Origin of the sequence: Galbibacter sp., from assembly GCF_048266365.1 — a bacterium.
In the GTDB taxonomy this organism is placed as follows: Bacteria; Bacteroidota; Bacteroidia; order Flavobacteriales; family Flavobacteriaceae; genus Galbibacter.
Map to the genome: position 1 here is coordinate 255,183 of NZ_JBLWZP010000001.1, position 22,963 is coordinate 278,145.

Genomic DNA, 22,963 nt, shown 5'->3' on the forward strand with positions numbered 1-22,963 from the left:
TAATTTTGATATTTCATTAGCAATAGTTTAATCAAATTATAAGAAGTTGGAACTTGTGTTTAAAAAATCATCTAAACTCTTGATAATTCTACAATGTAATTTCAAACGTTTGAAATAAAAATATTTTGGGAATGCTAGGAGGTGTGAAAAAATTAAAGATATTTGTGTAAACGAAAACAATAAATTTTCAATTACTTACTTTTTACTAAAATTAATAACTTTTTAATGGGTAAAATACTAATTACTGGGGCAGGAGGACAATTAGGGTCCGAATTGACAGCAGCATTAGCAAGTACTTTTGGTGCTGTAAATATCATTGCTACGGATATTAATGAGGCAGCAGCTGAGAAATTTGATTACTGTACTTTTGAAACCCTGAATGTGATGGATAAGGATCGTTTAGTATCCCTGGTCGAAACCCATCAGGTTACGGAGATATATCATTTAGCGGCCATCCTTTCTGCTGCTGGAGAGAAAAATCCATTGTTTACTTGGCAATTGAATATGGATAGTTTGCTCAGTGTACTGGAGCTCGGTAGAACTGGTGCAATTTCCAAAATTTATTGGCCATCTTCCATTGCTGTATTTGGACAAAACACCCCCATGGATAATACGCCACAACATTGTGTCATGGATCCGACCACGGTTTACGGTATTTCTAAATTAGCAGGTGAACGTTGGTGTGAATACTATAACCAAAAATATGGAGTGGATGTTCGAAGTATTCGGTATCCTGGTTTAATTGGATATAAATCACTCGCCGGTGGAGGGACTACAGATTACGCTGTGGATATTTTTAGAGCAGCGGTTAACAAACAAGATTTTGAGTGTTTCTTAGCTGAAGACATGTACCTTCCAATGATGTATATGCCAGATGCCATTAAAGCAACTATAGATTTAATGCAAGCTCCAACTAAAGATATTAGCATACGTTCTTCGTATAACGTTGCTGCCATCAGCTTTACCCCTAAGGATCTTCATCAAGCCATCGTTAAAAGATATCCTGACTTTAAGATTACATACAAGCCGGATTTTAGACAACAGATCGCATCTTCATGGCCAAATAGTATCGATGATACCCAGGCACGCCTAGATTGGAATTGGCAACATGACTATGGCATAGAACAGATGACTGAAGATATATTAAAACATATCGGTTAGTACCTCGATCTGTTCAAATTATAATAGGCATTCGATTCGATTACTTCCAAGGCCGTACTATTTATTGGTTTTGGAAGTAACTGATTTTAGCGTGAAAAACTTCTGTGATTTTCGTGGCTCTCCATTTGGCCATATCGGCAACTTCTCCTTGGTAGAGTTCATCAAGAGTTTCAAACCACAGAGCCTTCCACTGTTGTTACTCTGTCATTCTTTTTCGTATTCTAGGAAAATAAAATATAAAATTCGATGTTTAGGGGCTTTCCTATTTAACTACCCCACTTATCAAATTGAAAAAAAACTGTCTGTCTGAATTGTTTGAAACAAGGTTAGATTACTCGATATCATGTAGTTGTAAACGTAAACCGTATTGTTTTCAAATTATTGAAGAATTAAATACAAAAACAATATTTTGCCGTAATTTTTTTACAGTACATTTAATTTGAGATACAGAATTCCCTTTCTTTTTTTTTAAACGTTTAGGACGCTATTGATTTATCTTATAGGTTAATTTGAATAAACTACCCAACCACGCATAGCGATGGATTGGGTTTTAAACCTGAAGCTAGATGAGCAATATCGCAACACATAGCATTCGATTTTTCATCGCGGTTTACGGCGCGTCCAAGGGTAGCGATATTGATCGATGCGTTTACATCCGCGTCCATATGGCTTCCAAAGTTGTTGCACTTAAAGTGCTTGGCAGTTCGTTTACCAATATGTTTACACACATCGTTATTTTGCCCTCTAAAGAATAATAACAGATAAATAAATTATGAAGTATACCTTTGGTAAAAAGCTCTATCTGCTGCCCTAACTTAGTTACACACTTAGATAAAATCTAACTGAAATATCAAGGACAGCAGATTTATGGAGCAAATGAAATCAGGTAACAGGAAAGACATTGCATTTGTATACAGGGGTTTAACTTTGGGCAGAAAAAACTTACCAGAGCCTATTTACCCGATACAGAAAGTAACTCAACCTCGTTTACAGACAGTTGAAGCACTAGAGGGACAAATCAGGTACAGTCTTTAAAAATAAGTTTTTACAGCAAATTCGAATTGCGAAATAAAAATACGTTTAAACGCACTAATATTATTGAGTTCATAAAAGGTAAGCATAGCCTCTTTGTATTCAATAGAATCTACAGTCCTAAAAGAAATCGGACAATAGCCTGCAGCAATTAAAATAGCATTACTTACAATTCTAGCCGTTCTTTTATTCCCATCAACAAATGCTTGAATGTAAGAAAGCAAGATTAGGGACAACAAAGATTTCTCTAAAGGATTTTCTTTTATATTAATCAAATTACACATCGCATCTAAAGCTTTTCGGATCTGATATTCATTATCCAGAGGCACATAATTGGTACCTGAAATACCTACTCTGTGTTGTCTGATATTTCGGTCAACGTCTAAATCCTTGATTAAGATACTATGAATATCCTCAATACTTCTTATGTTTAAAGGAACAACATAATCGGGATGTTCAATTATGAAATTTAATGCCTCCTTATGATTAAGCAACATTAATGCATCGTCTTTCGGTTTACCAGACGCTGTCTCTTTTTCTTTAAGCAACCGCTCCGTTTCCAATAACGAATAGGTATTCCCCTCAATTTGAGAAGATTTCCAACTAAGATCAATAGCCAAACGCTCTAATTCTTTATTGTATGACGAAGGAGATAATTTTGAAATATTTTCTAAAAACTTCTCGTGTAAGTTATTTAGATACTTATCCTCTTCAGGAGTAAATAAGCTAACACTAATTAAAACATCTAGAATGCCAAAATCGAACGTATCTTTTATCTTTCTTTGATCCTGTTCATTTTTAAAATACTCATTAATATCTAAGGGATAAAAAAGATCATAAGGTGAACTCAGGGCATAGCTCGTGCCTCTCTTCTTACCGTCAGTAACAATAAGCCCCTCATCATACAGCTTCTTTAAAATACGCTTAACAGTCGCATAACTAAAAGATTCTTGTAATCCATGGTAAATATCCCTTGAAGTGGTCAATGGATTATTCCTGATAAAATCTAATACAATCTCCTCTTTCATTCCTTATAGCTCATTTTAATATGTAAATATAGCTCATTTAGATGAAAACATGAGCTATAAAAGCAACATAAATGAGCTATAAATATTAAAGCAAGTTCAAGAAATAGATATATAGCTTAACTACATTCTTTAACGAATTGCAAACGGATGTTTTATGATCCCTATCTACAGATATCTATAGAAGTGAAATATAGGTACATCCATATTTTAGTCAATCGGATCGACGAACAAGGAAAGACAATGCTGGATTACTGCATAGGATTCGAAGCTCAGCGAGCAGCTCACGAAGTAGCTTTGAAACACGGGTGGACATCCATTCGGCAAGAGAATGAAGAGATAAATAAAAGTCAGAAATTCGAATGGATTACTTCCAAGTCCGTACTAACTATTGGTTTTGGAAGTAACTGATTTTAGCGTGAAAAACTTCTGCGATTTTCGTGGCTCTCCATTTGGCCATATCGGCAACTTCTCCTTGGTAGAGTTCATCAAGCGTTTCAAACCACAGAGCCTTCCACTGATCAAAGTGCTTTAACTGTACTGGAAGTTCGGCGTGGGGAGGAAAAGGTCTTCCGTTATAGGTGTTGTTTCCTAAGAGGATACTTTCCCAAAACCGATACATTTTATCCAAATGCTCTGGCCATTTATCTTTAATTACGCCATCAAATATTGGGCCGAGTAGATTGTTTTCACGGATCTTGCCATAAAACTGGTCAACCAAAAGTTTAATGTCATCCAGCGTTTGAATATCTTCTTTAACCATTATTTCATTTTTTATGGGTATGCTAAATGTACCACACCATTCTAATTGTGGTATGGTTCCTTAAATCCTTACAAAGATACCCTTAAGTAATATGAAAAATAAATGCTTTATGATGAGATTAATCAAAAACTTCAAGGTTGTTTATTTCAATAATTCGTTCAAAGCCTTTTCATAGGCCTGGGCATATTGCAACATACCGTGATCATTTGGGTGGGTTCCGTCAACAAAGCTATCGGAAGTCAAACCAATTTCTTCTTTAGTCAGTAAGTACAAACCATCATAGGTCGATTTTAATTGGTTGTACACTTCTTTTGTTGCCTTATTGAGCTGGTTATAGGTGTGGTATCTATTTATTTGAACTTCCCCATCTGAGTATCCTGCGTGCTCCACGATAAGAATTGGCGTATTAGGATGACTCTTTTTAAGTGTGGTGATTGAAGCTGTTAATCGGGCTATAGCCGCTTCAGGACTCAACCCTTGTCCACTGGTAAAGTTAGGCATACAATCTAAGACAAAAGCACTCGCCTTAAAATTTGCCATATAATCAATGACCTCAGTTTCTAATCGCCCATTCCCTGAGAACCCCAGATTGACCACAGGGTAGGGAAGCTTACGCCCTAAAATATTAGTCCAAGCCATACCGGCTCGGCTGGCGCAAGCCCCTTGTGCGATAGAGGTTCCATATACGATAATGGGGTTTTGATCCCCTGATTCTCGGATAGGAACTAAGGAGTATGCTTTAGGGGTTCCAACCTTAAAGTCTGCTATCGATTGATAAAGCGGAAGGTAGAGCCAAAACTCATGCTTTCCATCTGCTAATTTTATATGTGAAAAGGTATAATTAACGGTTTTTCCGAATGAATATCCTCCGCGAACCCAATCAAACCCTTGGTCGGTTTTTAAATAAAGATCCACACCACTTACCCCGGTGGCAGGCATGTGTGGAAAACTCAATTCCCCACTAGGGGTATAGCTCACTTTAATGAAAGGTGAATCTGTTTTGAATTTAATATAGAATCCGGCAGTATTCCCGGAAAGATTCCACAACCTTTCACGAAGATCTTTATGTAGGGAATCCGGAAAACGTCTAACCGCTCCATTATCAAAAGTGTTTAAACTTCCAAAGACTTTAAATTCAGAAATAGACTTCCAATTTAAGTCCTCATCCTTGTGTTGAGCTGAGAGTGCGCTTGTACATAGTACAAACATTAGCCCTAGTATAACGCTTCCAATAGTTGCTTGATCCCGTCCAAAAAACTGCAACTTTAGAATTATAGATGTTACGAACATTTTATTATTGTATTTTTATCCAGTTCTTTTTACTGCACTTTTAAAATAAAACTCGAAGCTGGGAGTCCCTCTTTATTGGTCAAATTACCCTTGCTAAAAGAGGCAAAACCATAGGCTACCTCAGTTGGCTTTTCTTTCACATGGATGACTACGATGCGACCTTTGATTCGTGCCTTGACCGGTTTACCGTCAAGGTAAAAACCAACAAGACGATCTCCTTCAAATGTCAATCCTTTTCCAACGGAATCAAAATGAATCATCAGTTGGTTACCACGATACTCCACCTTGCTCACTAGTGGTCCCGATACTATAATGTCATGATGATAGACATCTCTGAGTGCCCAACGAGATAAGCGTTCACCTACTGTTTTTTTATCCCTTGGATGTACATCATGCTGCGCACCGATATCTGATGTTACCGCCATTCCTGTGTTCTCGGTACTATTTAAAAACAGTCGCTGCTCATTTCTAAACAAAGGCCAAAGCTGTCCCTTATAACGTACGGTGTCAATGGAGGAAAGCTGCGCATAATAGAAAGGGAGCTCGGGCTGTTTCCACAGTGTTCTGAACTGTGAAACCATAAGTTTCTGTAGATCGTTATATTCCATAACCCTATCAACTTCCTGTGCATTACTCTCACCTTGATACCAAAGAATTCCGCGAATAGGATAATTTTTTAAGCCTTTAATTCCGCTGGTGTATGCAAATCCAGGTCTATATCCGTGATTAGGACCGAATTGATCTGCGTAAATAAATCGCTTGCCAACATTTTGTCGACCACGTTCACGAATCCAATCGGGTAAGGCATCATTATATAACCAATTCCCCCTTACTTTTTTAGAAAATCCAGGATCACTTGCCAAAGCTTCGACTGAAATAAAGCTCTCAAGCGGAGCTCCTCCGATAGCTAGGTGTATTAGTCCGACAGGAATCTCTTCTTCCGCTATTATACGACGAGCAAAATAATAGCCTACCGCGCTCATTGATGGTGCGCTAGTGGAGTCACTGACTTGCCAATCAACATCACTATAGAAGAGTTCAGGGGTAAGGCGATTCAAGACAGAATCTTTGAAATGACGATTGTAAATATATTTTCCGGCAAAACTCGGGTTATAAAATCGAAGTAAAGGCTGCTGAAGCTTGTTTTTTTCTTGCTCGTAGTGGGATTCCTTTTGCAGCTCAAATTCCATATTAGATTGTCCTATTAACAGCCATACGTCACCAACTAAAACATCTTTTAGTTCGATCTGTTCTTTTTCAGTCCGAATCACTAGTGAGGCCGGGGTGTTTTGTGCTTTTTGTGAAGGCAACACTAGAGACCAATGCCCATTAGAATCCGCTGAGGTTTGCAAATGAATTACACCAAACTCAACACGAACTAATGCCTCAGGCAGCGCATTTCCGCTTAAGGTAATTGGTTGCTCTCTTTGCAGAACCATATGGTCACTGAAGTGTTTGTCTACAGTGAGCTGGCTATAGGTTTTTGAGAGTGAGCCAAGAAATAGAAGGCAAAGCATTACAGATTTATACATGAGCTGGTTTTTTAAATAGTAAACTAAATAGGTATCCGAATACATAACAACTCACCATACCAATTAGTGAATACATGAGGAAGTTAATATCAGTATACATGCTGACGAACCAAGTTGCAAGGGCGCTGAGTACAAGCCCAATGATAACACCATTAGAATTGGCTCTTTTGGTAAGCATTCCCAAAAGAAACATACCTCCAAGGCCACCAGTAAATAATCCTAAGAATTTATAGAACTGATCCCAAAGGGATTTGATATTGGAATTGGCCATCCATAACGCAAATATAATTCCGAATATTCCAATGGCAACAGTAGCAATACGTGCGACCTTTAATAAATTTTGATCACTTCCTTTTGGATTGAAACGCTTGTAAAAGTCATTACAAAACGCCGTTGAAACAGAATTCAAACTACTAGAGATGCTAGACATGGCAGCGGAGAATATACCACCGATCAATAGTCCGGAGATACCTTTGGGTAATTCATTGACAATATACCACGGGAAGATTGAATCGTTATTGGAGATTCCAGGGCTAAGTCGCTCCGGCATCTCGGTGTAAAATATAAATAACAATGTTCCTACCCCGAAAAATATAATGGTAGCTGGTAAGATAAGCACCGCATTGGTGTATAAGGTTTTTCTTGAATCTTTAAGATCACAACTGGTGAGATAACGTTGAACAATAGTTTGATCTGTTCCCTGACTCACCATAGCCGAGGCAAGTCCTCCTATAAAGACTACCCAGAAGGTGGAATCAGTGAAATTAAAACTGAGGTCTATAACATTAAATTTCTCTTTGGCATCGGCATAAGTTATCATGTCACCAAACGGCATTTCGGTATGGCTCAAAATCCAAATCACTGCCAATATACTTCCGCCCATTAGAATAATGACCTGGAATACATCGGTCCAAATTACCGCCTCAATACCTCCAAAAGTGGTATACACGATACATATGATCCCCATAATCAGGATACTTGTTTCCACTGAAATTCCAGTAACGATAGAAATAGCAAGTGAGGGAAGTAATAATACAATTCCGATTCTTCCCAGTTGGAATAAAATAAAGGACAAGCTTCCAAAGGCTCTAGCGGTATAGTTGAAGCGATCCTCTAAAAACTCATATGCGGTGGTAATTTTTAGTTTGTTGAAAAACGGAATAAACAAATAGGCGATCACTGGTGTCACCACAATGGCCGCGATGTTTAAAAAGAAAAAGGACCAGTCCGTTGTGAACGACTTAGCAGGGATAGCCATAAATGTAATGGCACTAAGCAGGGTTCCAAAAACGCTAAGTCCGGAGGCCCACCAAGGGATTCTTCCACCACCCACAAAGTAATCATTTGTGGAGCGTTGTTTGTAGGAGAAATACAATCCTATTCCCAAGGAAACTACAAAGTAGCCTGCGATAACAGCGTAGTTTAACCAACCAAATGTACTGGCGCTTTTACTGGAGTGGTATTCATACACTTTAGGAGTTCGCACCCCTGGGGCAACCTCTCCTGAAACGATATAAAATCGATCGTTAGCTTTAAAAGAAAGGGTAGTTATTGGTATTTGATCCTCTAGAGTGTCGTACACGGACCAAGTGTCGGTCATGGTATTAAAGGCCAATACCTCTTTTTGAAAACCGGGATGATTTTTAAATATGGCATTCTTTTTTGCCGTTAAGGATGATTTGATAGAATCATTAATACTTGCACTAGCCTTAAGGGTGTAGTTTTCGATCTGATCAAATAATTTTTCATCAGATCCACCATAAACTAAGATATGCATTGAACCACTACGTTCTACCGCAGCCCCCATAATAACGCGAGGTTTGCCTTGGATTTCAATAGGACCTTCTTCTTCCCATACACTGTGTTTCAAGTCATAGGAGATAAAGCTGGAAAGCGCTTTGGACTTTTGCCCATTTTGCTCATTTCTCCCACCAATGACATATATTTTTTTAGAAAAGGAGTCATCTTGAACCACTGCAGAGTGTACAGATCTGGGATCCCCCGGGAAATCAGCTAACTGTTCCCATGTGGTGCCTGTTTCAAGATTAAGCCTGTAAAACAGGTTGGTGCTGCCATTGACATCACTTCCTCCTATAAGATAAATGTAGCCTTCAAAATACACAGCCGCGGCATTGGCAAGTGGTTGAGGTAATTCTGGTCCGTTTTTAACTACAACATCCTTTTGGATGGCATCATATGTGAAAATGAAAACACTTTTATTCGGCCCGTTTTTATTATTTCCACCAATACTGTAAATCCCTTTTTCTGTAGAAACATTGGCAGTATATGCTAAAGGTTCTGGAAGGGTTTGATTAGAAGTTACCCACTGCCCGTTGGAATAGACAAAAATCTGATCATGCCATACTTTTGCTCCTCCTTCCCAGGGCATTTTGTCTGGAAAATTAGCCCCGCCGGCAGCGATAATATGCTGTTGGTAAATACCTCCTAACATTCCGGCATAACCGATGCTTTTTTGAGCTGATTCTGTAGTAGGAATATCTTTAAGATTGCTGTATTCTAGATGAGTTGGTTTGACTTCTTGTGCCAAGACCGTGGTGATCATCGCCAAGGAAATAAATAATGTATTTCGTATGGTTTTTAATGATTTATAGGCCATGAGTTTAATTTTTATTACTAGTGCTATAGTTTAGGTTTTCAGAAGATAATGGAGCGAAAGTGAACATCCAATTCTGATAGGTGTTTTTTCCGGGAACCTTAAAAATCACAGTATTCCAACCCTTTTTAAGAGGGATGGACACTGGCTCTCGTGTCCAATACAATTCTTCGTCTTCCCATGCAATTTCTTGGTCATGCTTGTTTCCCCAACCTTGGGTCACCTGTGGTTTCCAACCTGGGTTAATCCATTTTGGTGCAGGCAATTGCTGTCCATTGATCCAAAAGGTTCCTCCGTTGGCATCCCATTGTCCTGCCTTTGGAATACCATTATAAGCTCTGTTGGCTCTATAAGGGGTTTCAAAACCGACCCAAGCCTGCAGCTGTTGATTCGTTTCACTGTAGATGTTGGTCTTGGCGAAGTAGACCTCGCCAGGTTTGGCAGCTGGATAATAACCGCCTAACTGAAAGCGATCACGGATATAAATGGTGTTTCCGGTGGCTAACCTCACAGAATCTGAGCTTTGAAAAGCCTGCTCGACCTGAGCAAGGGAAATGTCAGTACTGTCCTTAAACGGTCCTACGAGTTTCCACTGCGCATGAGATTGAGGTGTGTATTGAAAAGGTAAATCTTTAAAATAGCGCTCCTTATGTGCTATTAAATAATCTTCAAAGGCATCAAAGTAAGTATTCTCTTCACTGCCATAAGGAGGGATTTTTGTTAAGTATTCCCTAGATGCTTCACTGACATCATCGGTCCATGTTTTCCATGCGTAAGTCAATAGTGAAGGGTAGAGGGGATTAATTTTTATGATGTCAGGTCCTTGTTTCACATTCACATCATTCCACAGGCAAAGTATACCACCCAAAATAGTGTTGTTTGAACCTGCACCAATAGGTTTAAAGAACAATTTTGAAATATGAACATAAGGCTCGCCGTTGTTGACATAACTATTCCAGGAATCAATTTCCCTAAAAGGCTTATCCCCTGAAACCTTTTCCGGTCGCCATCCCTGTCGGATCACATCCATATCGGTGTTAAGTCCGGGATTCCAAACCATGACATCTCTTCCGTAATCATTACAATAGGTAATCATGGTATTTAGAAATTCCTCGGGGTTGTCAATCTTCACCTCGTCAGATCCGATATGAATTATCGGAGCCATTTCTTTTGGGATTTCTGTAAAGAACTCTTTCAGTATAACTTTTAAGGCCACCATACCTTGCTCAGATTCCATTTTAAAACCCATGGATGTGATAAAGGAATCACTGTGACCCGGCATATCAATCTCAGGAATGATCTGTATCTGCCGCTCCTTAGCATAGGCGAATAGTTCTCTGATCTCATCATAGGTATAAAATAGACCGGGATCTCTGGTAGGACGGTGGTTTTGAGCAGCGGTAAGTTGTGGGTATGCTTTACTCTCAATACGCCATGCCGGTCGATCTGTAAGATGCCATTGAAAGACATTGAGCTTGTATTGTGCCATGATGTCCAATTGCTGCTTTAAAAAGTCCATGGTCTGGTAATTGCGACCAACATCCAGTAACAAGCCTCGAACATCATAAGCCGGGACATCGTAAATGCTACACAGCTGTACTGACAGCTTACCATCGTTTTGAGAAAAAAGTTGTCTTAGGGTTTGTAGGGCGTAATACTGCCCATTTTCTGAAGAAGCTTCTATGGTGATCCCATTTCTCTTTACCTCTAGAGAATAGCCTTGCTCAGGGATTTCTGAATTCGTTTGGATTTGAACAGGTATTCCTTTGGTGCTAATGATAATTCCAGATAATACGTTTTGAAGTGCCTTTGGAGTTGAGCCAGATAGCTTGATTCCATTAATGGCCACCGCTTTTTTACCCCATTTAACCTGTAGTGGATAGGGGATTAATTTTACCGGTGCCTCCTTTAATTCTTCTGCACTGAACTTTGTTTTAAAAGCTGGAGACTGTGCTCGCAGATCAGTGTGGTTACACAATAAGACTAAGGAACATAAAAAGAAAAATAAAGTAGGAAATCGCATAAAAATTACGTTTAGTTGTTTTGCATTGTAGCTATTGGGTTTATTGGTACAGATCTTTGGTGTCAGCCTGGTGAAGCTCCACTAGGAAGTCTCCAATGGTTTGAGTGGTGGCTTTAAAGAAAGCAGCACCTTTTTCAGCCGTAGATTTTGAAGGATCACCAACGCCGGTGTCTTTGGTGACTGAAGTCCATTTTCTTTGCGTGGTTACCCATGTACTTAAGGCCTGTATTTTAAATGTTTTTGCCTCACCATCACCGGCCTGATCCAAAGGAAGAACCAGTTCAGGGTGCAGGTGCATTATGGCTGAGGTCTCGAGTTCTCCGGCATGATCTCCCGGGTCATCAAAGAATTGATTCCCATCTTCAGCACGCCACCAGTTTAAGGCGCAGACAAATACTTTTGGATAGAGTGCACTTAACTCGCGTATGATAGGTTTAAAAGTATTTCCGCCATGGGCGTTTACAATTACCAATTTATCGATGTTTTGTAAATCTAAGACTTGTACAATATCCTTAAGCACCTCTAATTGGGTACTTGGGTTCATATTGATACACAAGGGAACATCCAATTGACCTGTGTTAACACCGAAAGGAACTACAGGCAAGACAACCGGTCGAGCACCCTTTTCCCAGGCGATAGCTGCTGCTGCTATGGCTGCCGCTTCAGCGAGATAATTATCGGTACCGTAAGGAAGGTGATAGTTATGCGCCTCGGTTGCACCCCAAGGGAGTACCGCTGTGGTATAGGCCTGATCTTTGACGTCTTTCCAATTGTTTTCTTGTAAAACATACGGTCTTGGTGTTTTCATCTCTTTGGTGTTTATGATTTAAGGTAAAGCCTTGCAATACCAATAACGGAAATTGCAAGGCTGTTGATTTCAGTTTTTTAATCCAATAGCGTTTCTACAGCAACCTTTTGGAAGTATAAATCTCCACTGCCTTCGTATAGGATACCGATATAATTCTCATCAATCTGAGTAAGGCACGAATATCCGTAGCCTCCTTGCTGATAGAGCTCCACTTGATTTTTCTTTGGCCAAGTTGCCCCGTCATCAAAACTTGTTTTAATGGTCATGTGATCTCTGGCAACCTTTGAATTTGGATTTGAAAAGAACAATACATTCTGTTGACCTTCTCTTTCAAAAGAAATGATGCTGGCCATACAGTTAGGCTCAATAAGTGCCTTTCTAGAAGTAGGGTGTTCTGTCCAAGTCTTCCCTAAATCCTTGGTTACAGCAATAGAGCGGCCATTTAAAGAATCCTTACGATTCGAACGGTTTCTGTCATCTCTCATGTTCAACATCAGACTACCATCACTAAGTTCTACAACCTGTGCTTCTGTAGTTTCAGATTTTGCTCCGGTACCCGCATGCCAGGTTTCACCCTCATCTTTACTGTAAACTATGGTAGAGTGAGGAATCGCATTCTCATCCTTGTATTGTGCTGCAAAAACAAGCGTTCCATCTTTCATGGTGATTCCATTCCCGGGGCCGTTGAAGAATAATTTCCAGGAAGGATCTTTAATCTGCTGGGTAATATTAATTGGTGCTGACCAGGTTTTACCATCATCGTCACTTTTCACCAAGATAAACTGGCCTGTTTGCTCAGGAGTCATTCCTTTGTCTGAAGCCCACCAAGCTCTTTTGTCTTTATTTCCGTGTAACCATAGTGCCGCTACCCAGATCGTACCCGTGTTCTGATCCACAAGTACTGCCGGATCACCAATGCCGTTTTCATCCTGTGGTAAATCACCATAGGTACCCATATCCATAATCACCTGCATAGGCTCCCAAGTTTGACCACCATCGGTACTTCTATTCATCCCTACATCAACATGTGCCTGTAAATCCACGGCACTGTTGTATCGAATATCGTAAACTGCAATTAGGGTGCCTTCTTTAGTGGTGGTAAGTCCGGGAATTCTGTAGGTATGTACATCATCATCACCTTTATTTCTAAGTGCAATGCCTAGCTTTAATAAATGAGGTTCTTTAGCATCAAAGCTAAGTCTTGACCCATCTTCAAACTCTAAGTAGTCAATAGCAACTCCAGTTGTTTTAGTGATATCAGCACCTTCTTTTAGAGCTATAGATACCCACAGATTCTGTGGCTCCTTAGTCAGTGGAAGCTTCCCCTGAACTGCAACAGTTTGTGCTGGCTGTGCACTACCAAACTGTTTTGCTTTTTTGAAATTCACTCGTGCAGTAGTATCACTATACACACTGATGTTTTCAATGGAAGAAACTGGTAAATCCCCAAGGATATCCAGATGAACTCCAACCAATGTTTTTGCCGCTGCGCTATCTGCGAGATTTAGGCTTAGTTTGACCACCTTGTTATCGGCTTTTCGCAACAATATCGGCATTTCAAAATCGGTAACTTCTGCGGTTACCTGATCTGTTTCTTTAACTGTTGTGCAACTCGTCAAGACTATAGCAAAAGCTATGCACAACACATTTAGTAGTCTAAGTGATTTAAAAAATTTCATATGTAGTAATCTATTGTTTGTTCTCAATTCGTTCAAAAGTTTTCCAGCATTGATACATCGCTCTAGGTACGTGGAAACACCCTTTCCACTTTCCACCTTTAAGTTCTAAAAGCGGTTCACCTTGACGATTTAAATACCCGTACCATTCCCCATATTTTGGATCCGGAAAATGATCCCAGCTGTAGTGGTGCACCTTAGTATACCAATGCTGTAATCTTTCGTCTTCTATATGTTCCATGGCCTTGGTTAAGGCTACTAGAGTCTCTAAGTGTACCCACCACAGTTTCTGATCCCATTCCAATTGGAGTGGAGGACGTCCCTCGCTATCCATAAAATAAAAGATCCCACCGTACTGCTTATCCCAAGAATATTCTAAGGTAGTTATTATCGTATTGGCAGCCAACTTCATAAGTGATTTATCGTTGCGTCTGACGCCAATATCCATCAAGAACCACATGGCTTCAATTCCATGTCCGGGATTAATCAAGCGACCTTCAAAAGTATCTGACGGGCTTCCGTCCAACTGTACATTTTCCCGAATTAGCCCTGTAGAACGATCTAGAAAATCTTTGGTGACCTCTGAAATGCACTGATCTAAAGTTTTTTCAATCTCATCATGATCCAGTATATGCTCGAGCTCCAATACCAAATTCGATAGAATCATCGGAAGTGAAAAACCTTTTAAAGCTCTATTTCCAGTGCTTTTTTCGTATTTCCCTTTTGGATTATGTTGCTTTTTTAGAATGTTGTGATAGGTAGCTCTAGCCAGTTCGCTATAGGTGTCCTCTCCTGTAGCCTTCGCATATTGGGCAAAAGCCATGGCTGCAAAACAATCTGAAAAGATATTATAAGGCTGAACTAAGGGTTCTCCCTCTCGAGTTGTAGAAAAATAAAAATTTCCATCTTTATCCATCGCATGATCAACCAAAAAGTTAATTCCCGATTTTGCGATGTCCAACCAAGCCTCTTTAGGCTCTACTTCGTTGTACAATACCGAAAACATCCAGGCCTGTCTCCCTTGGAGCCAGGTGAACTTATCGGTGTCAAAAACATCACCTTTACGATTTAAACATGTAAAAAATCCACTGTGTTGCGAATCTATGGAATGCTGCTCCCAGAAAGGGATAATATCATCTAAAAGGGCGTCTTTATATATTTTTGCGTATTTCATAGTTTATTATGTTATACATAATGCACAAATATAACTTTTTTTTAATTATATTGCTAATGTTTAAGTGTTAACATTTAAATACAGATAATTTTGTTGGACTTTATACAAAGCGTGTTAGATTTGCAGGAGTTTGGCTTAAGCAGTACAAAAACACTAAAAAATGAAAAACCGAGAACAGTTAGGACCGATAGACACATTATCCTTAGTGGATAAAGTGGAGATGCGTTTGATGCAATATTTTAAAGAAAACAATCTTAAACCGGGAGATCCCATCGCCAAGGAAATGGATTTGGCAGCGTCCTTGGGGGTGAGTAGGACTGTTGTCAGGGAAGCACTTCTAAGACTCAGGACCTTAGGATTTATCGATAGTAAAAAGCACAAAGGAATGACCTTCCAGGAACCAGATATTATCAATAATTTTGAGCGTATTTTAGAGCCGAATTTACTGGGAGAAAAAACCCTTAAAAGTTTATTTGAACTTCGACTTATATTGGAAATGGGGATGGCGGACTTTTTATTTGAATATGTTACCTCCAATGACATCGCAGAATTAGAGCAAATTGTTGCTGAAGAAGCTGCTGCCAATTACAACAGGAATATGTTCTCATTAGACAAGGAAATTGCTTTCCACGGTAAGCTTTATCAGATTTCCAGAAACAGAACCCTGCAACGTTTCCAAGATTTGTTACTTCCAGTATTTGAATACCACTACCAACAACAACGCATGGAGACCAACGGAGATTATCAGTATTCTTCCGGTAAGTTTGTCAATCATAAAATGCTATTAGATCATCTGAAGACAGGAACTCCGGACACCTTCAGAAATGCGATGAGAAGGCATTTAGAACCTCATTTTGATCAAATCTTCCTTAAAAAAAGATAGTTTAAATCTCGTTTAGTATAATTTAAGTCTCATTTGGATTACGCATGACATAACGATGCGTTTCAAATAGACTTAAAAAGAAAGAGGGAGCTGCGAAACAGCTCCCTCTTTACAACAACATAATAAAAACTAACCAATTCTAAACTTTGCACATGAGTTTAAAATATATTTAAACCCTATGTTTTGTTATGTTTCAAAATGCAGGGTTTTATGATTTAACCCCTACTCAGGATAACCTGCAGTTTGTTCTAGCATTGGATTACGACCTATCATATCAAGGGTAATCGGCAACACTAATAAATATTCTTCTGAGGCGTCAATGTACTCGATGTTATTAAATACATACTGATTTCCGGCGCGTCTTAAATCCCACCAGCGTTTACCCTCTGATAAGAATTCTTTATAACGCTCATTCAATATAGCATTGGCATTATCAGTTTTAGATCCGTTGACATACCCGTGGATTACAGGATCGTAATTGCTACCATATGCTCTGGCGCGAACCAAGTTGATTTCCGTAGAAGGATCTTCATTTAACAGGTTCTTAGCTTGAGCTAATAGAAGTAATACGTCCGCATAGCGATATACAGGAACGTCGTTGTCTGAAATTCGAACACTTCCGTCTACACTTCCGACAAACTTGCTAGTTATTGCACCGAAATATTTATCAGCATTATAACTGCTATATCCTTCGCCACCATTATCATCTTTATAAAGCTGCGTGAAGGTAGCATCCTTACGAGTATCTAATGGATCATCTATAAGTTGTAGTGTTTTCTCTGAAGGTCCATAACGGTTTCCTCCATTGGAGATGAACTCATTCATAGGGTTTCCATGTTGATCAAATTGTGGATGAATCTCTGTGGTTCTCCCTGTTAAAAGAGAATAGTAATTCGTTGCTTGATCTTGTTCATAATCTACAGCAAAGATAAATTCCTTGTTTGCTTCGTTTTCAGTATTCCATAGATCCGCAAAATTAGCTTCTAGTGCAACATCCATAGCAGCGATTTGCTGTAATGCCGTTTTAGCGGTGTTAAAGTCTGCTGCTCCACCTCCTAAAAGGTTTCCAGACCAGATGTAAACATCTCCTTTGAGCGCTAGGGTTGCTGCCTTAGACCAATAGATTCTTTTTCCTTGCCAGTAAGAGGCATCACCTCCAAAGTATTCCAAAGAAATTTCAAGATCTGATTTGATCAAGTTCATAACCTCTTGCTCAGAAGATCTTGGTTTACTTAGAGAGGAAGGATCTATATCTGAAAGCGATTCCGTAGAAATTGGAACTGCTCCCCAAGTTTTCGTCAGGGTGTAATAATAAAACGCCCTTAACCCGAAAGCTTGTCCTAACATATGTTTTTTGTCCGCTTCATTACTAAAGCTGATTTCAGCAACATTTTCGATGAAATCATTAAGCTGATGGATTTTGGTATAAATACCTGCCCAACCTCCAAATGGAGCTGTTGAAACCGTAATGTTGGATTCAATTAAGGGTTCGTTAGCAGGAGATTCAAAGGTTTGTCCTCCCCATACATCACTTCTTAGCTCACCGAGTAACCAGAAGTTACTCTGCATTCCACGGAATGATCCATAGAGTCCTGTGTGTGCTGCTTTGGCTCCTTCCTCTGAGGTCCAGAAGCCGTTGGTGTTTAATTCACTCGGAGCGGTGATTTCCAGCTCGCTCTCACAGGATACCAGCAGCAACACCAATAGTATTTTAAATATATTTTTCATCTTCTCGTTCTTTAAAAGGTTAAATTAAGTCCAAGAGTTACAGTTACAGGCATTGGGAATTCACCAGCCTGGTAGCCACCCTCTTCCGGAGTATCACCGCTATAACTTTTAAAGTAATGTAAATTACTTCCGGTCAAGTAGAGACTCAGCGCTTGGATTTTATCACTGAAAGCAACAGTAGGTACATCATAGCTCAATGTGACTTCCCTTAATGCCAGATAGTCCGCTTTTTCCCAGAAGTTATTGTTGATGTAGGCCTCGCTGCCTCTAAAAATATTTCGTTGTACGTCAGTGAAAACAAATCGTGGAATATCTGTATCCCTGTTTTCAGGAGTCCAAGATTGTAAAACCAAAGCGTCTTGATTTAAGTTCCCTTGTGTTTGTGCAATTCCTTTACCACGGATGTGGTTGTAAGCGATATGTCCTGTTGCAAAGTCGGTTTTCACATAAAGACCAATCCCTTTGTATTTGAAACTTGTAGTAAAACCTCCGACAAAATCAGGAGTCGTTCTACCGATCACCTTACGGTCATAGGAGTTGATGATATTATCATCGTTAAAATCCTTCCAAGCAACATCTCCAGGATATCTTTTGAATGGATCCGGAAGTAAATCATCCTGACGCTCAGCATGAGCATCAACCTCTGCCTGATCGGCATAGATATAATCTTGGACGTAAGTAACAACCATGTCGTTTCCAACGCGTTGTCCTTCTTGTAATCCTCCTACCCATTCCAATTCTCCTGAATCCGGGTTGTAGATTTGGTGTCCACCTTGACGGTTGTTTTCATTATCATTTTCCGGAAGATTAACCACATAATTTTTGATTTGAGACATGGTCGCTCCAAAATTCCAAGTAAAGTCTTGAGTACGGATAATATCTGCGTTTAACTGTAATTCAAAACCTTTGTTTCTAAGGGTACCGTTATTAGTGGTAATGGAACTAAATCCAGTCCAGTAGGGAAGGGTTAAACCTGCCAATTTATCTTTAACATCTCTGATGAAATATTCCCCGATAACACTTACACGGTTATTGAACAATCCTAGATCCAAACCAAAGTTTAGCGTTGTTGAACGCTCCCATTGTAGATCCGGAGTCGCTAGACCGGTATTGGCGTAACCCGTTTGGCCATCATATACACCTTGGGATCCATAAGAACCATAAACTTGGTAATTTCCTAACACATCGATGTTTCCGTTCACCCCGTAACTAACTCTAGGTTTGAATGTTGTAACGACATCGCTGATCCCTGAATTCATAAAGAAAGGCTCTTTATGTGCATTCCATGCAAAGGATGCTCCCGGGAAAAATCCAAATTTATCATTAGCTAACCTGGATGAACCATCCTGTCTAAAGGTTAGACTTAAAAGGTATTTGTCATCAAAGTCATAATTTAAACGACCGAAAAGGGATACAATTCTATGTTCGGTTTCAAAACTGCTTGGGACTCCATTAGCTTCACTTCCCGCATTAAGGGTGTAGATGAAGTCTGTAGGAGAGCCTTTAGTTCCCGCCGAAGAAGAATAATAATTATCTTGGTAATACTCTGTACCTCCAAGTAAATCAAAGGTGTGGTTTCCTAAAACTTTGGTGTAGTTTAAGGTTGCTGTCACTTGATTCCTTAGGGTTCTTTCCAAGCTTGTAGAGGCATTTCTGGTAGTGATATAAGTACCACCATTCAAATAGGCCTTGTTGAATCGATCATTATGGTTGTTGATTGTAAAGTGGCTCGCTGTTACAGCAGCCTCTAATTCATCAGTTATCTCCCAATTCATTCCTACAGAGGCTTGCAAACGTTGTTCTAAGTTCTTACGAACAAATTTGTCCTGATAGTAAAGTGGGTTACCAAATCCGGAGTTTGTACCTTGATTGTATATATCAGATAATGAACCATCAGGATTGTTGTTGAATACACGTGATGTTGGTGGTTGACCGGCAAAACGTCTAAATACGGTATCATCACCTCCAAGTGGGCTCTGTTTTAAATTTGAGTGCGAATAAATGATGTTCGAGTTTACTCTGAACTTGTCGGTGATTTTATAGCTTCCGCTAAATTTACCTGAAATTCGTTTAAACCCAGAACCTAGAATAAGTCCTTCATTATCTAAATATCCTAGTCCTAAGTAATAAGACCCTTTTTCATTACCCCCATCAAAGGAAAGGTAATTATCAATGGTTCTACTGGATTGGTAAATATTATCACCAACCTCGTTCTCCATAAATAAAATCTGTCTGCTAGGATCTAGTGGATCTGCTACAGTTCCCCAACCTGGATACTGTAATAAGTATCTATTATCAGGAGTTAAAAACTGGGTCGTAAACGGAGAGTCTGTTGTGTTTCCACCAGTTCCAAAACCAGTAGCTCCGTCAACAAAAGCACCAAAACCATTTGGATTATTAGTAGCCTCCCTGTAGTAGGCAACAGCTTGTCTGTTGTATCTGATAAAATCAGCAGCGCCAAGATAGGTAGGTGTTTTTCTTTTGTGGTTCATACTGAACTTCTGCTTGAAGTTGATGCTGGATCGTCCGGGTGTTCCTGTTTTAGTGGTAACCAAGATTACCCCATTGGCAGAACGTGCACCGTAGATAGCCGTAGCAGCTGCATCCTTTAGTACCTCGATGGATTCGATATCATCCGAGTTCAGTGCGTAAAAACTACCAGGGACGCCATCTATTAAAATCAGTGGTGAACCTGTACCGTTAAAGTTAGTTCCACCACGAAGTGTAATTTGTGGTGTAGCCCCAGGTTGTCCTGTAGTGTTCGTTACTCTTAATCCAGATATGGTACCTTGTAGCGCGGTAGCAGCATTGGATCTTGTTGAGGTTTCCATAACGCGAGTATCTAATTTAGATACCGATGTGGTCAGTTTAGCCCTGGATTGTTTACCATATCCGGTTACAACCACCTCGTCCAGCATGGCGGTGTCTAATTGAAGACTCGCTTGGATAGTTGATTGATTTCCAACGACAACTTCCTGAGCCTTATAACTTACATAGCTAATGACAAGTACATCCTCAGCACTAGCTTGTATACTGAAATTCCCGTCAAAATCGGTTTGAGTTCCAGTAGTGGTTCCTTTAATTAATACAGTGGCTCCCGGTAAAGGAGTCCCCAATTCGTCTAAGACGGTTCCGCTCACCTGCTTGCTCTGAGCAAATGCGGAAGATGTTACTAGCGAACATACTAAGAGCATCATCTGTATGCTTCTTCCAAAGCGAAGATGATTTTCTAAAATCAGGAACTTGGTCCTGATAAAATGATAGAAATTCTTCATGAAATGTGTAGTTTAGTTATTGAATATTGATAGCTTAATTGTATTATGTATAACATGCTTGATCAAAAAAATCACTTAAGATTCGCTTCTTGCAAAATCATCATGATTTAATTGAATAGATTTCATTTGATCTAAAGCTTGGTTTAACTGCGCATCAGTTAATGTGATGTGCGGTGATCTGCTGGGGCCACAATCTATTCCGAGGGCTCTCATAAAACTTTTTCCAGCACCGTTAAAGCCACCAAAGGCATCTAAGTTTTGAACAAATTTTATAGCACGACGCTGTAGTTCGTTAGCCTGCTCGTAATCCTGTATTTTATAACATTCTGAAATAGTACGGTATAAAGGTGCTAAATGGTTATAAGTACTACCTACCCAACCATGTCCGCCTAAAGAGATACTGTCGACGAACATTTCATCGATACCAAAATAAAATTCCAGTTCCGGTTTTAATTTGTCCTTTAGTTCCATACAGAATTGGAAATCGATAATGTCATTATGGGTGAACTTAACACCCATAAAATTTGGGATTTCTGCAACAGCATGTGGAACAAAGTCTCTCATATCTAAATTCGCTCCTGATAGAACAGGAATATGGTAATAATAGAATGGAAGCTCAGGAGCAGCCATAGCTACTTCTTTGCAATACTCAACGAGTTTACCTACGGATTTAATGGTAAAATAATAGGGTGCAAGTACCGCAATACCATCAGCTAGGATTGCAGAGTGCTTGGCAAGCTTAACAGCCTCAATAAGTGAGGTGTGTCCAACGTGATTTATCACTTTAAAATCCTCACTGCGTTGCCCGCTCCAAGCATCCATAAGCTCCATACGCTCCTTGGTTGAAAGTGAAACAAAGTCTCCAGTGGACCCATTGATAAAGGCGCCTTTAATAGCGTTGTTTTTCAAAAACTCTCCATAGGTGCTTATAAGCTCAGTATTTAAACTGTAATCCTCCCTCATGGGAGCATATGTTGCTGCTAGTAAATTCATATATATGTATTATGTATAACATAAGCAAATATATGTAAAAATTTGATATAGCCAAACTTAAGTTAAAAATTTGTTATTAAAATAAGAAATTTAGTGAGCCTATTGTACGTAAGGATTCCGCGTACTAATGTATATTTTTTTAGTTGTTATTGCCGTATTCCACGAGTGCCTTTAGATACAATTCGCTAAAAGCTGCAGAAGAAAATGGATTTTGACTGCTCACTAGATTTCTATCTTTTATTGCAAAATTAGCCTTTGGAAATCCGGAACGATATTTAAGACCAAGTCTGCGAAGTCGCTTTCCTATTTTTCTGGAAACGGGCTTACCTTTCATGATAAAGCGTTCGATTACAAATTCCTCTATTGGAGAGACGGCACTTACCTTGTAGCCTATATAAGGATGCTTGTCTTTATCTATAGTCAGCAGTAGACTAGGTGCATGACAGATTAGTCCCGTAGGCTTTTGATTTGCAGCAAATTGCTGTAATAGCAGTGGGATATGCTTGGAATGGGCCAAGTCAACCATTAGGCCTTGGCCTCCAGGGATGATCAAACCCATATATTCACTTTGATGTTCAAGAATGTACTTTAGAGATTTAGGATGCAAGAAGCTACTATCTTTTCTAATGAAATCCATGGCTTTAATCTTTAATTCCAGTTGTTCTTTCCAATACTTATCATGAAGACTCTCCTGATCTATACTAGGGGCTTTAGCCTCAGCTGTAGCAAAATCGACCTGGTAGCCTGCTTGTTTTAAGGCGTGATACGCCAGATAGAATTCGTTTAAGAACACACCGGTCTGTCTTAATTTTTTTCCTTGATTCAGGCTAAGAGTGTCTGCTGCGCTTAATACCATAACTATTTTATTTTGCGCAGTTAGGTAATTCGCAGTACACCCGGTGATGATTATCATAATAATGAAAGTTTTCAGATTGATCATGGTTTTGTTTTTTAACAAAAATCATCAATCATCTACAGCGGTGCAT

General features: G+C 39.4%; 17 protein-coding genes. 3 read left to right on the top strand and 14 right to left on the bottom strand.

The window, feature by feature from the left end:
• Window positions 1-225: 225 nt before the first annotated feature.
• The gene (locus ACN0TV_RS01175) at window positions 226-1,161 is read left to right on the top strand and encodes an NAD-dependent epimerase/dehydratase family protein (protein WP_417359298.1); all 936 of its coding nucleotides are present in this window, start codon (window positions 226-228) and stop codon (window positions 1,159-1,161) included.
• A 518-nt stretch (window positions 1,162-1,679) separates the two neighbouring features.
• Here the strand turns inward: ACN0TV_RS01175 and ACN0TV_RS01180 are convergent.
• Both ACN0TV_RS01180 and ACN0TV_RS01185 read right to left on the bottom strand, forming a co-directional pair.
• Window positions 1,680-1,889: a zinc ribbon domain-containing protein gene (locus ACN0TV_RS01180; RefSeq protein WP_417359300.1), complete on the bottom strand. Its 210-nt coding sequence runs from the start codon at window positions 1,887-1,889 to the stop codon at window positions 1,680-1,682.
• A 303-nt stretch (window positions 1,890-2,192) separates the two neighbouring features.
• A complete protein-coding gene (locus ACN0TV_RS01185) occupies window positions 2,193-3,221 on the bottom strand; it encodes a Fic family protein (protein ID WP_417359302.1) in 1,029 nt (342 codons plus the stop codon).
• Window positions 3,222-3,404: 183 nt separating this feature from the next.
• Here ACN0TV_RS01185 and ACN0TV_RS01190 point away from each other — a divergent pair, with 183 nt between their 5' ends.
• Window positions 3,405-3,629: a hypothetical protein gene (locus ACN0TV_RS01190; protein WP_417359304.1), complete on the top strand. Its 225-nt coding sequence runs from the start codon at window positions 3,405-3,407 to the stop codon at window positions 3,627-3,629.
• Here the strand turns inward: ACN0TV_RS01190 and ACN0TV_RS01195 are convergent.
• From ACN0TV_RS01195 to ACN0TV_RS01230, 8 genes are all read right to left on the bottom strand, one after another.
• Window positions 3,607-3,981, bottom strand: coding sequence for a group III truncated hemoglobin (locus tag ACN0TV_RS01195; protein ID WP_417359306.1), 375 nt, complete (start codon window positions 3,979-3,981; stop codon window positions 3,607-3,609). The two genes, ACN0TV_RS01190 and ACN0TV_RS01195, sit on opposite strands and share 23 nt — an antisense overlap.
• A 141-nt stretch (window positions 3,982-4,122) precedes the next feature.
• Window positions 4,123-5,271 carry an SGNH/GDSL hydrolase family protein gene (locus tag ACN0TV_RS01200; protein ID WP_417359308.1) on the bottom strand — a complete coding sequence of 383 codons (1,149 nt, stop codon included), beginning with the start codon at window positions 5,269-5,271 and terminating at the stop codon, window positions 4,123-4,125.
• Between the two features lie 29 nt (window positions 5,272-5,300).
• Window positions 5,301-6,803: a sialate O-acetylesterase gene (locus tag ACN0TV_RS01205; protein WP_417359309.1), complete on the bottom strand. Its 1,503-nt coding sequence runs from the start codon at window positions 6,801-6,803 to the stop codon at window positions 5,301-5,303.
• Entirely contained in the window at window positions 6,796-9,420 is a 2,625-nt protein-coding gene (locus ACN0TV_RS01210) for a sodium:solute symporter family transporter (protein WP_417359311.1), read from the bottom strand. Before ACN0TV_RS01210 ends, ACN0TV_RS01205 begins: the two co-directional genes overlap by 8 nt.
• 4 nt (window positions 9,421-9,424) lie before the next feature.
• Window positions 9,425-11,440 carry a family 20 glycosylhydrolase gene (locus ACN0TV_RS01215; protein ID WP_417359313.1) on the bottom strand — a complete coding sequence of 672 codons (2,016 nt, stop codon included), beginning with the start codon at window positions 11,438-11,440 and terminating at the stop codon, window positions 9,425-9,427.
• Window positions 11,441-11,480: 40 nt separating this feature from the next.
• A complete protein-coding gene (locus tag ACN0TV_RS01220) occupies window positions 11,481-12,248 on the bottom strand; it encodes a creatininase family protein (RefSeq protein WP_417359315.1) in 768 nt (255 codons plus the stop codon).
• Between the two features lie 77 nt (window positions 12,249-12,325).
• Window positions 12,326-13,927: an exo-alpha-sialidase gene (locus ACN0TV_RS01225; RefSeq protein ID WP_417359317.1), complete on the bottom strand. Its 1,602-nt coding sequence runs from the start codon at window positions 13,925-13,927 to the stop codon at window positions 12,326-12,328.
• Window positions 13,928-13,937: 10 nt separating this feature from the next.
• Window positions 13,938-15,098 (bottom strand): AGE family epimerase/isomerase, encoded by a 1,161-nt coding sequence (locus ACN0TV_RS01230; RefSeq protein WP_417359319.1) that lies wholly within the window; start codon window positions 15,096-15,098, stop codon window positions 13,938-13,940.
• A gap of 160 nt (window positions 15,099-15,258) precedes the next feature.
• On the opposite strand from ACN0TV_RS01230, the gene ACN0TV_RS01235 reads away from it, so the two are divergent.
• Window positions 15,259-15,981 carry a FadR/GntR family transcriptional regulator gene (locus ACN0TV_RS01235; protein WP_417359321.1) on the top strand — a complete coding sequence of 241 codons (723 nt, stop codon included), beginning with the start codon at window positions 15,259-15,261 and terminating at the stop codon, window positions 15,979-15,981.
• A 222-nt stretch (window positions 15,982-16,203) separates the two neighbouring features.
• Here ACN0TV_RS01235 and ACN0TV_RS01240 read toward each other — a convergent pair whose 3' ends face one another.
• The 4 genes from ACN0TV_RS01240 to ACN0TV_RS01255 all read right to left on the bottom strand — a co-directional run bounded on the left by ACN0TV_RS01240 (window position 16,204) and on the right by ACN0TV_RS01255 (window position 22,917).
• The gene (locus ACN0TV_RS01240) at window positions 16,204-17,709 is read right to left on the bottom strand and encodes a RagB/SusD family nutrient uptake outer membrane protein (protein WP_417359323.1); all 1,506 of its coding nucleotides are present in this window, start codon (window positions 17,707-17,709) and stop codon (window positions 16,204-16,206) included.
• A gap of 11 nt (window positions 17,710-17,720) precedes the next feature.
• Complete coding sequence (locus tag ACN0TV_RS01245) at window positions 17,721-20,984, bottom strand: SusC/RagA family TonB-linked outer membrane protein (protein WP_417359325.1); 3,264 nt, start codon at window positions 20,982-20,984, stop codon at window positions 17,721-17,723.
• 75 nt (window positions 20,985-21,059) lie between these two features.
• Window positions 21,060-21,977 (bottom strand): dihydrodipicolinate synthase family protein, encoded by a 918-nt coding sequence (locus tag ACN0TV_RS01250; RefSeq protein ID WP_417359327.1) that lies wholly within the window; start codon window positions 21,975-21,977, stop codon window positions 21,060-21,062.
• A gap of 139 nt (window positions 21,978-22,116) precedes the next feature.
• Entirely contained in the window at window positions 22,117-22,917 is an 801-nt protein-coding gene (locus tag ACN0TV_RS01255) for a DJ-1/PfpI family protein (RefSeq protein WP_417359329.1), read from the bottom strand.
• Between the last annotated feature and the right edge of the window lie 46 nt (window positions 22,918-22,963).

What these genes read in the sequence shown, in the direction of transcription:
- ACN0TV_RS01245 (WP_417359325.1), bottom strand. Translation starts at nt 20,984, where the DNA reads ATGAAGAATTTCTATCATTTTATCAGGACCAAGTTCCTGATTTTAGAA.
- ACN0TV_RS01255 (WP_417359329.1), bottom strand. Translation starts at nt 22,917, where the DNA reads ATGATCAATCTGAAAACTTTCATTATTATGATAATCATCACCGGGTGT.
- ACN0TV_RS01185 (WP_417359302.1), bottom strand. Translation starts at nt 3,221, where the DNA reads ATGAAAGAGGAGATTGTATTAGATTTTATCAGGAATAATCCATTGACC.
- ACN0TV_RS01215 (WP_417359313.1), bottom strand. Translation starts at nt 11,440, where the DNA reads ATGCGATTTCCTACTTTATTTTTCTTTTTATGTTCCTTAGTCTTATTG.
- ACN0TV_RS01220 (WP_417359315.1), bottom strand. Translation starts at nt 12,248, where the DNA reads ATGAAAACACCAAGACCGTATGTTTTACAAGAAAACAATTGGAAAGAC.
- ACN0TV_RS01230 (WP_417359319.1), bottom strand. Translation starts at nt 15,098, where the DNA reads ATGAAATACGCAAAAATATATAAAGACGCCCTTTTAGATGATATTATC.
- ACN0TV_RS01195 (WP_417359306.1), bottom strand. Translation starts at nt 3,981, where the DNA reads ATGGTTAAAGAAGATATTCAAACGCTGGATGACATTAAACTTTTGGTT.
- ACN0TV_RS01235 (WP_417359321.1), top strand. Translation starts at nt 15,259, where the DNA reads ATGAAAAACCGAGAACAGTTAGGACCGATAGACACATTATCCTTAGTG.
- ACN0TV_RS01205 (WP_417359309.1), bottom strand. Translation starts at nt 6,803, where the DNA reads ATGTATAAATCTGTAATGCTTTGCCTTCTATTTCTTGGCTCACTCTCA.
- ACN0TV_RS01250 (WP_417359327.1), bottom strand. Translation starts at nt 21,977, where the DNA reads ATGAATTTACTAGCAGCAACATATGCTCCCATGAGGGAGGATTACAGT.
- ACN0TV_RS01200 (WP_417359308.1), bottom strand. Translation starts at nt 5,271, where the DNA reads ATGTTCGTAACATCTATAATTCTAAAGTTGCAGTTTTTTGGACGGGAT.
- ACN0TV_RS01175 (WP_417359298.1), top strand. Translation starts at nt 226, where the DNA reads ATGGGTAAAATACTAATTACTGGGGCAGGAGGACAATTAGGGTCCGAA.
- ACN0TV_RS01225 (WP_417359317.1), bottom strand. Translation starts at nt 13,927, where the DNA reads ATGAAATTTTTTAAATCACTTAGACTACTAAATGTGTTGTGCATAGCT.
- ACN0TV_RS01210 (WP_417359311.1), bottom strand. Translation starts at nt 9,420, where the DNA reads ATGGCCTATAAATCATTAAAAACCATACGAAATACATTATTTATTTCC.
- ACN0TV_RS01240 (WP_417359323.1), bottom strand. Translation starts at nt 17,709, where the DNA reads ATGAAAAATATATTTAAAATACTATTGGTGTTGCTGCTGGTATCCTGT.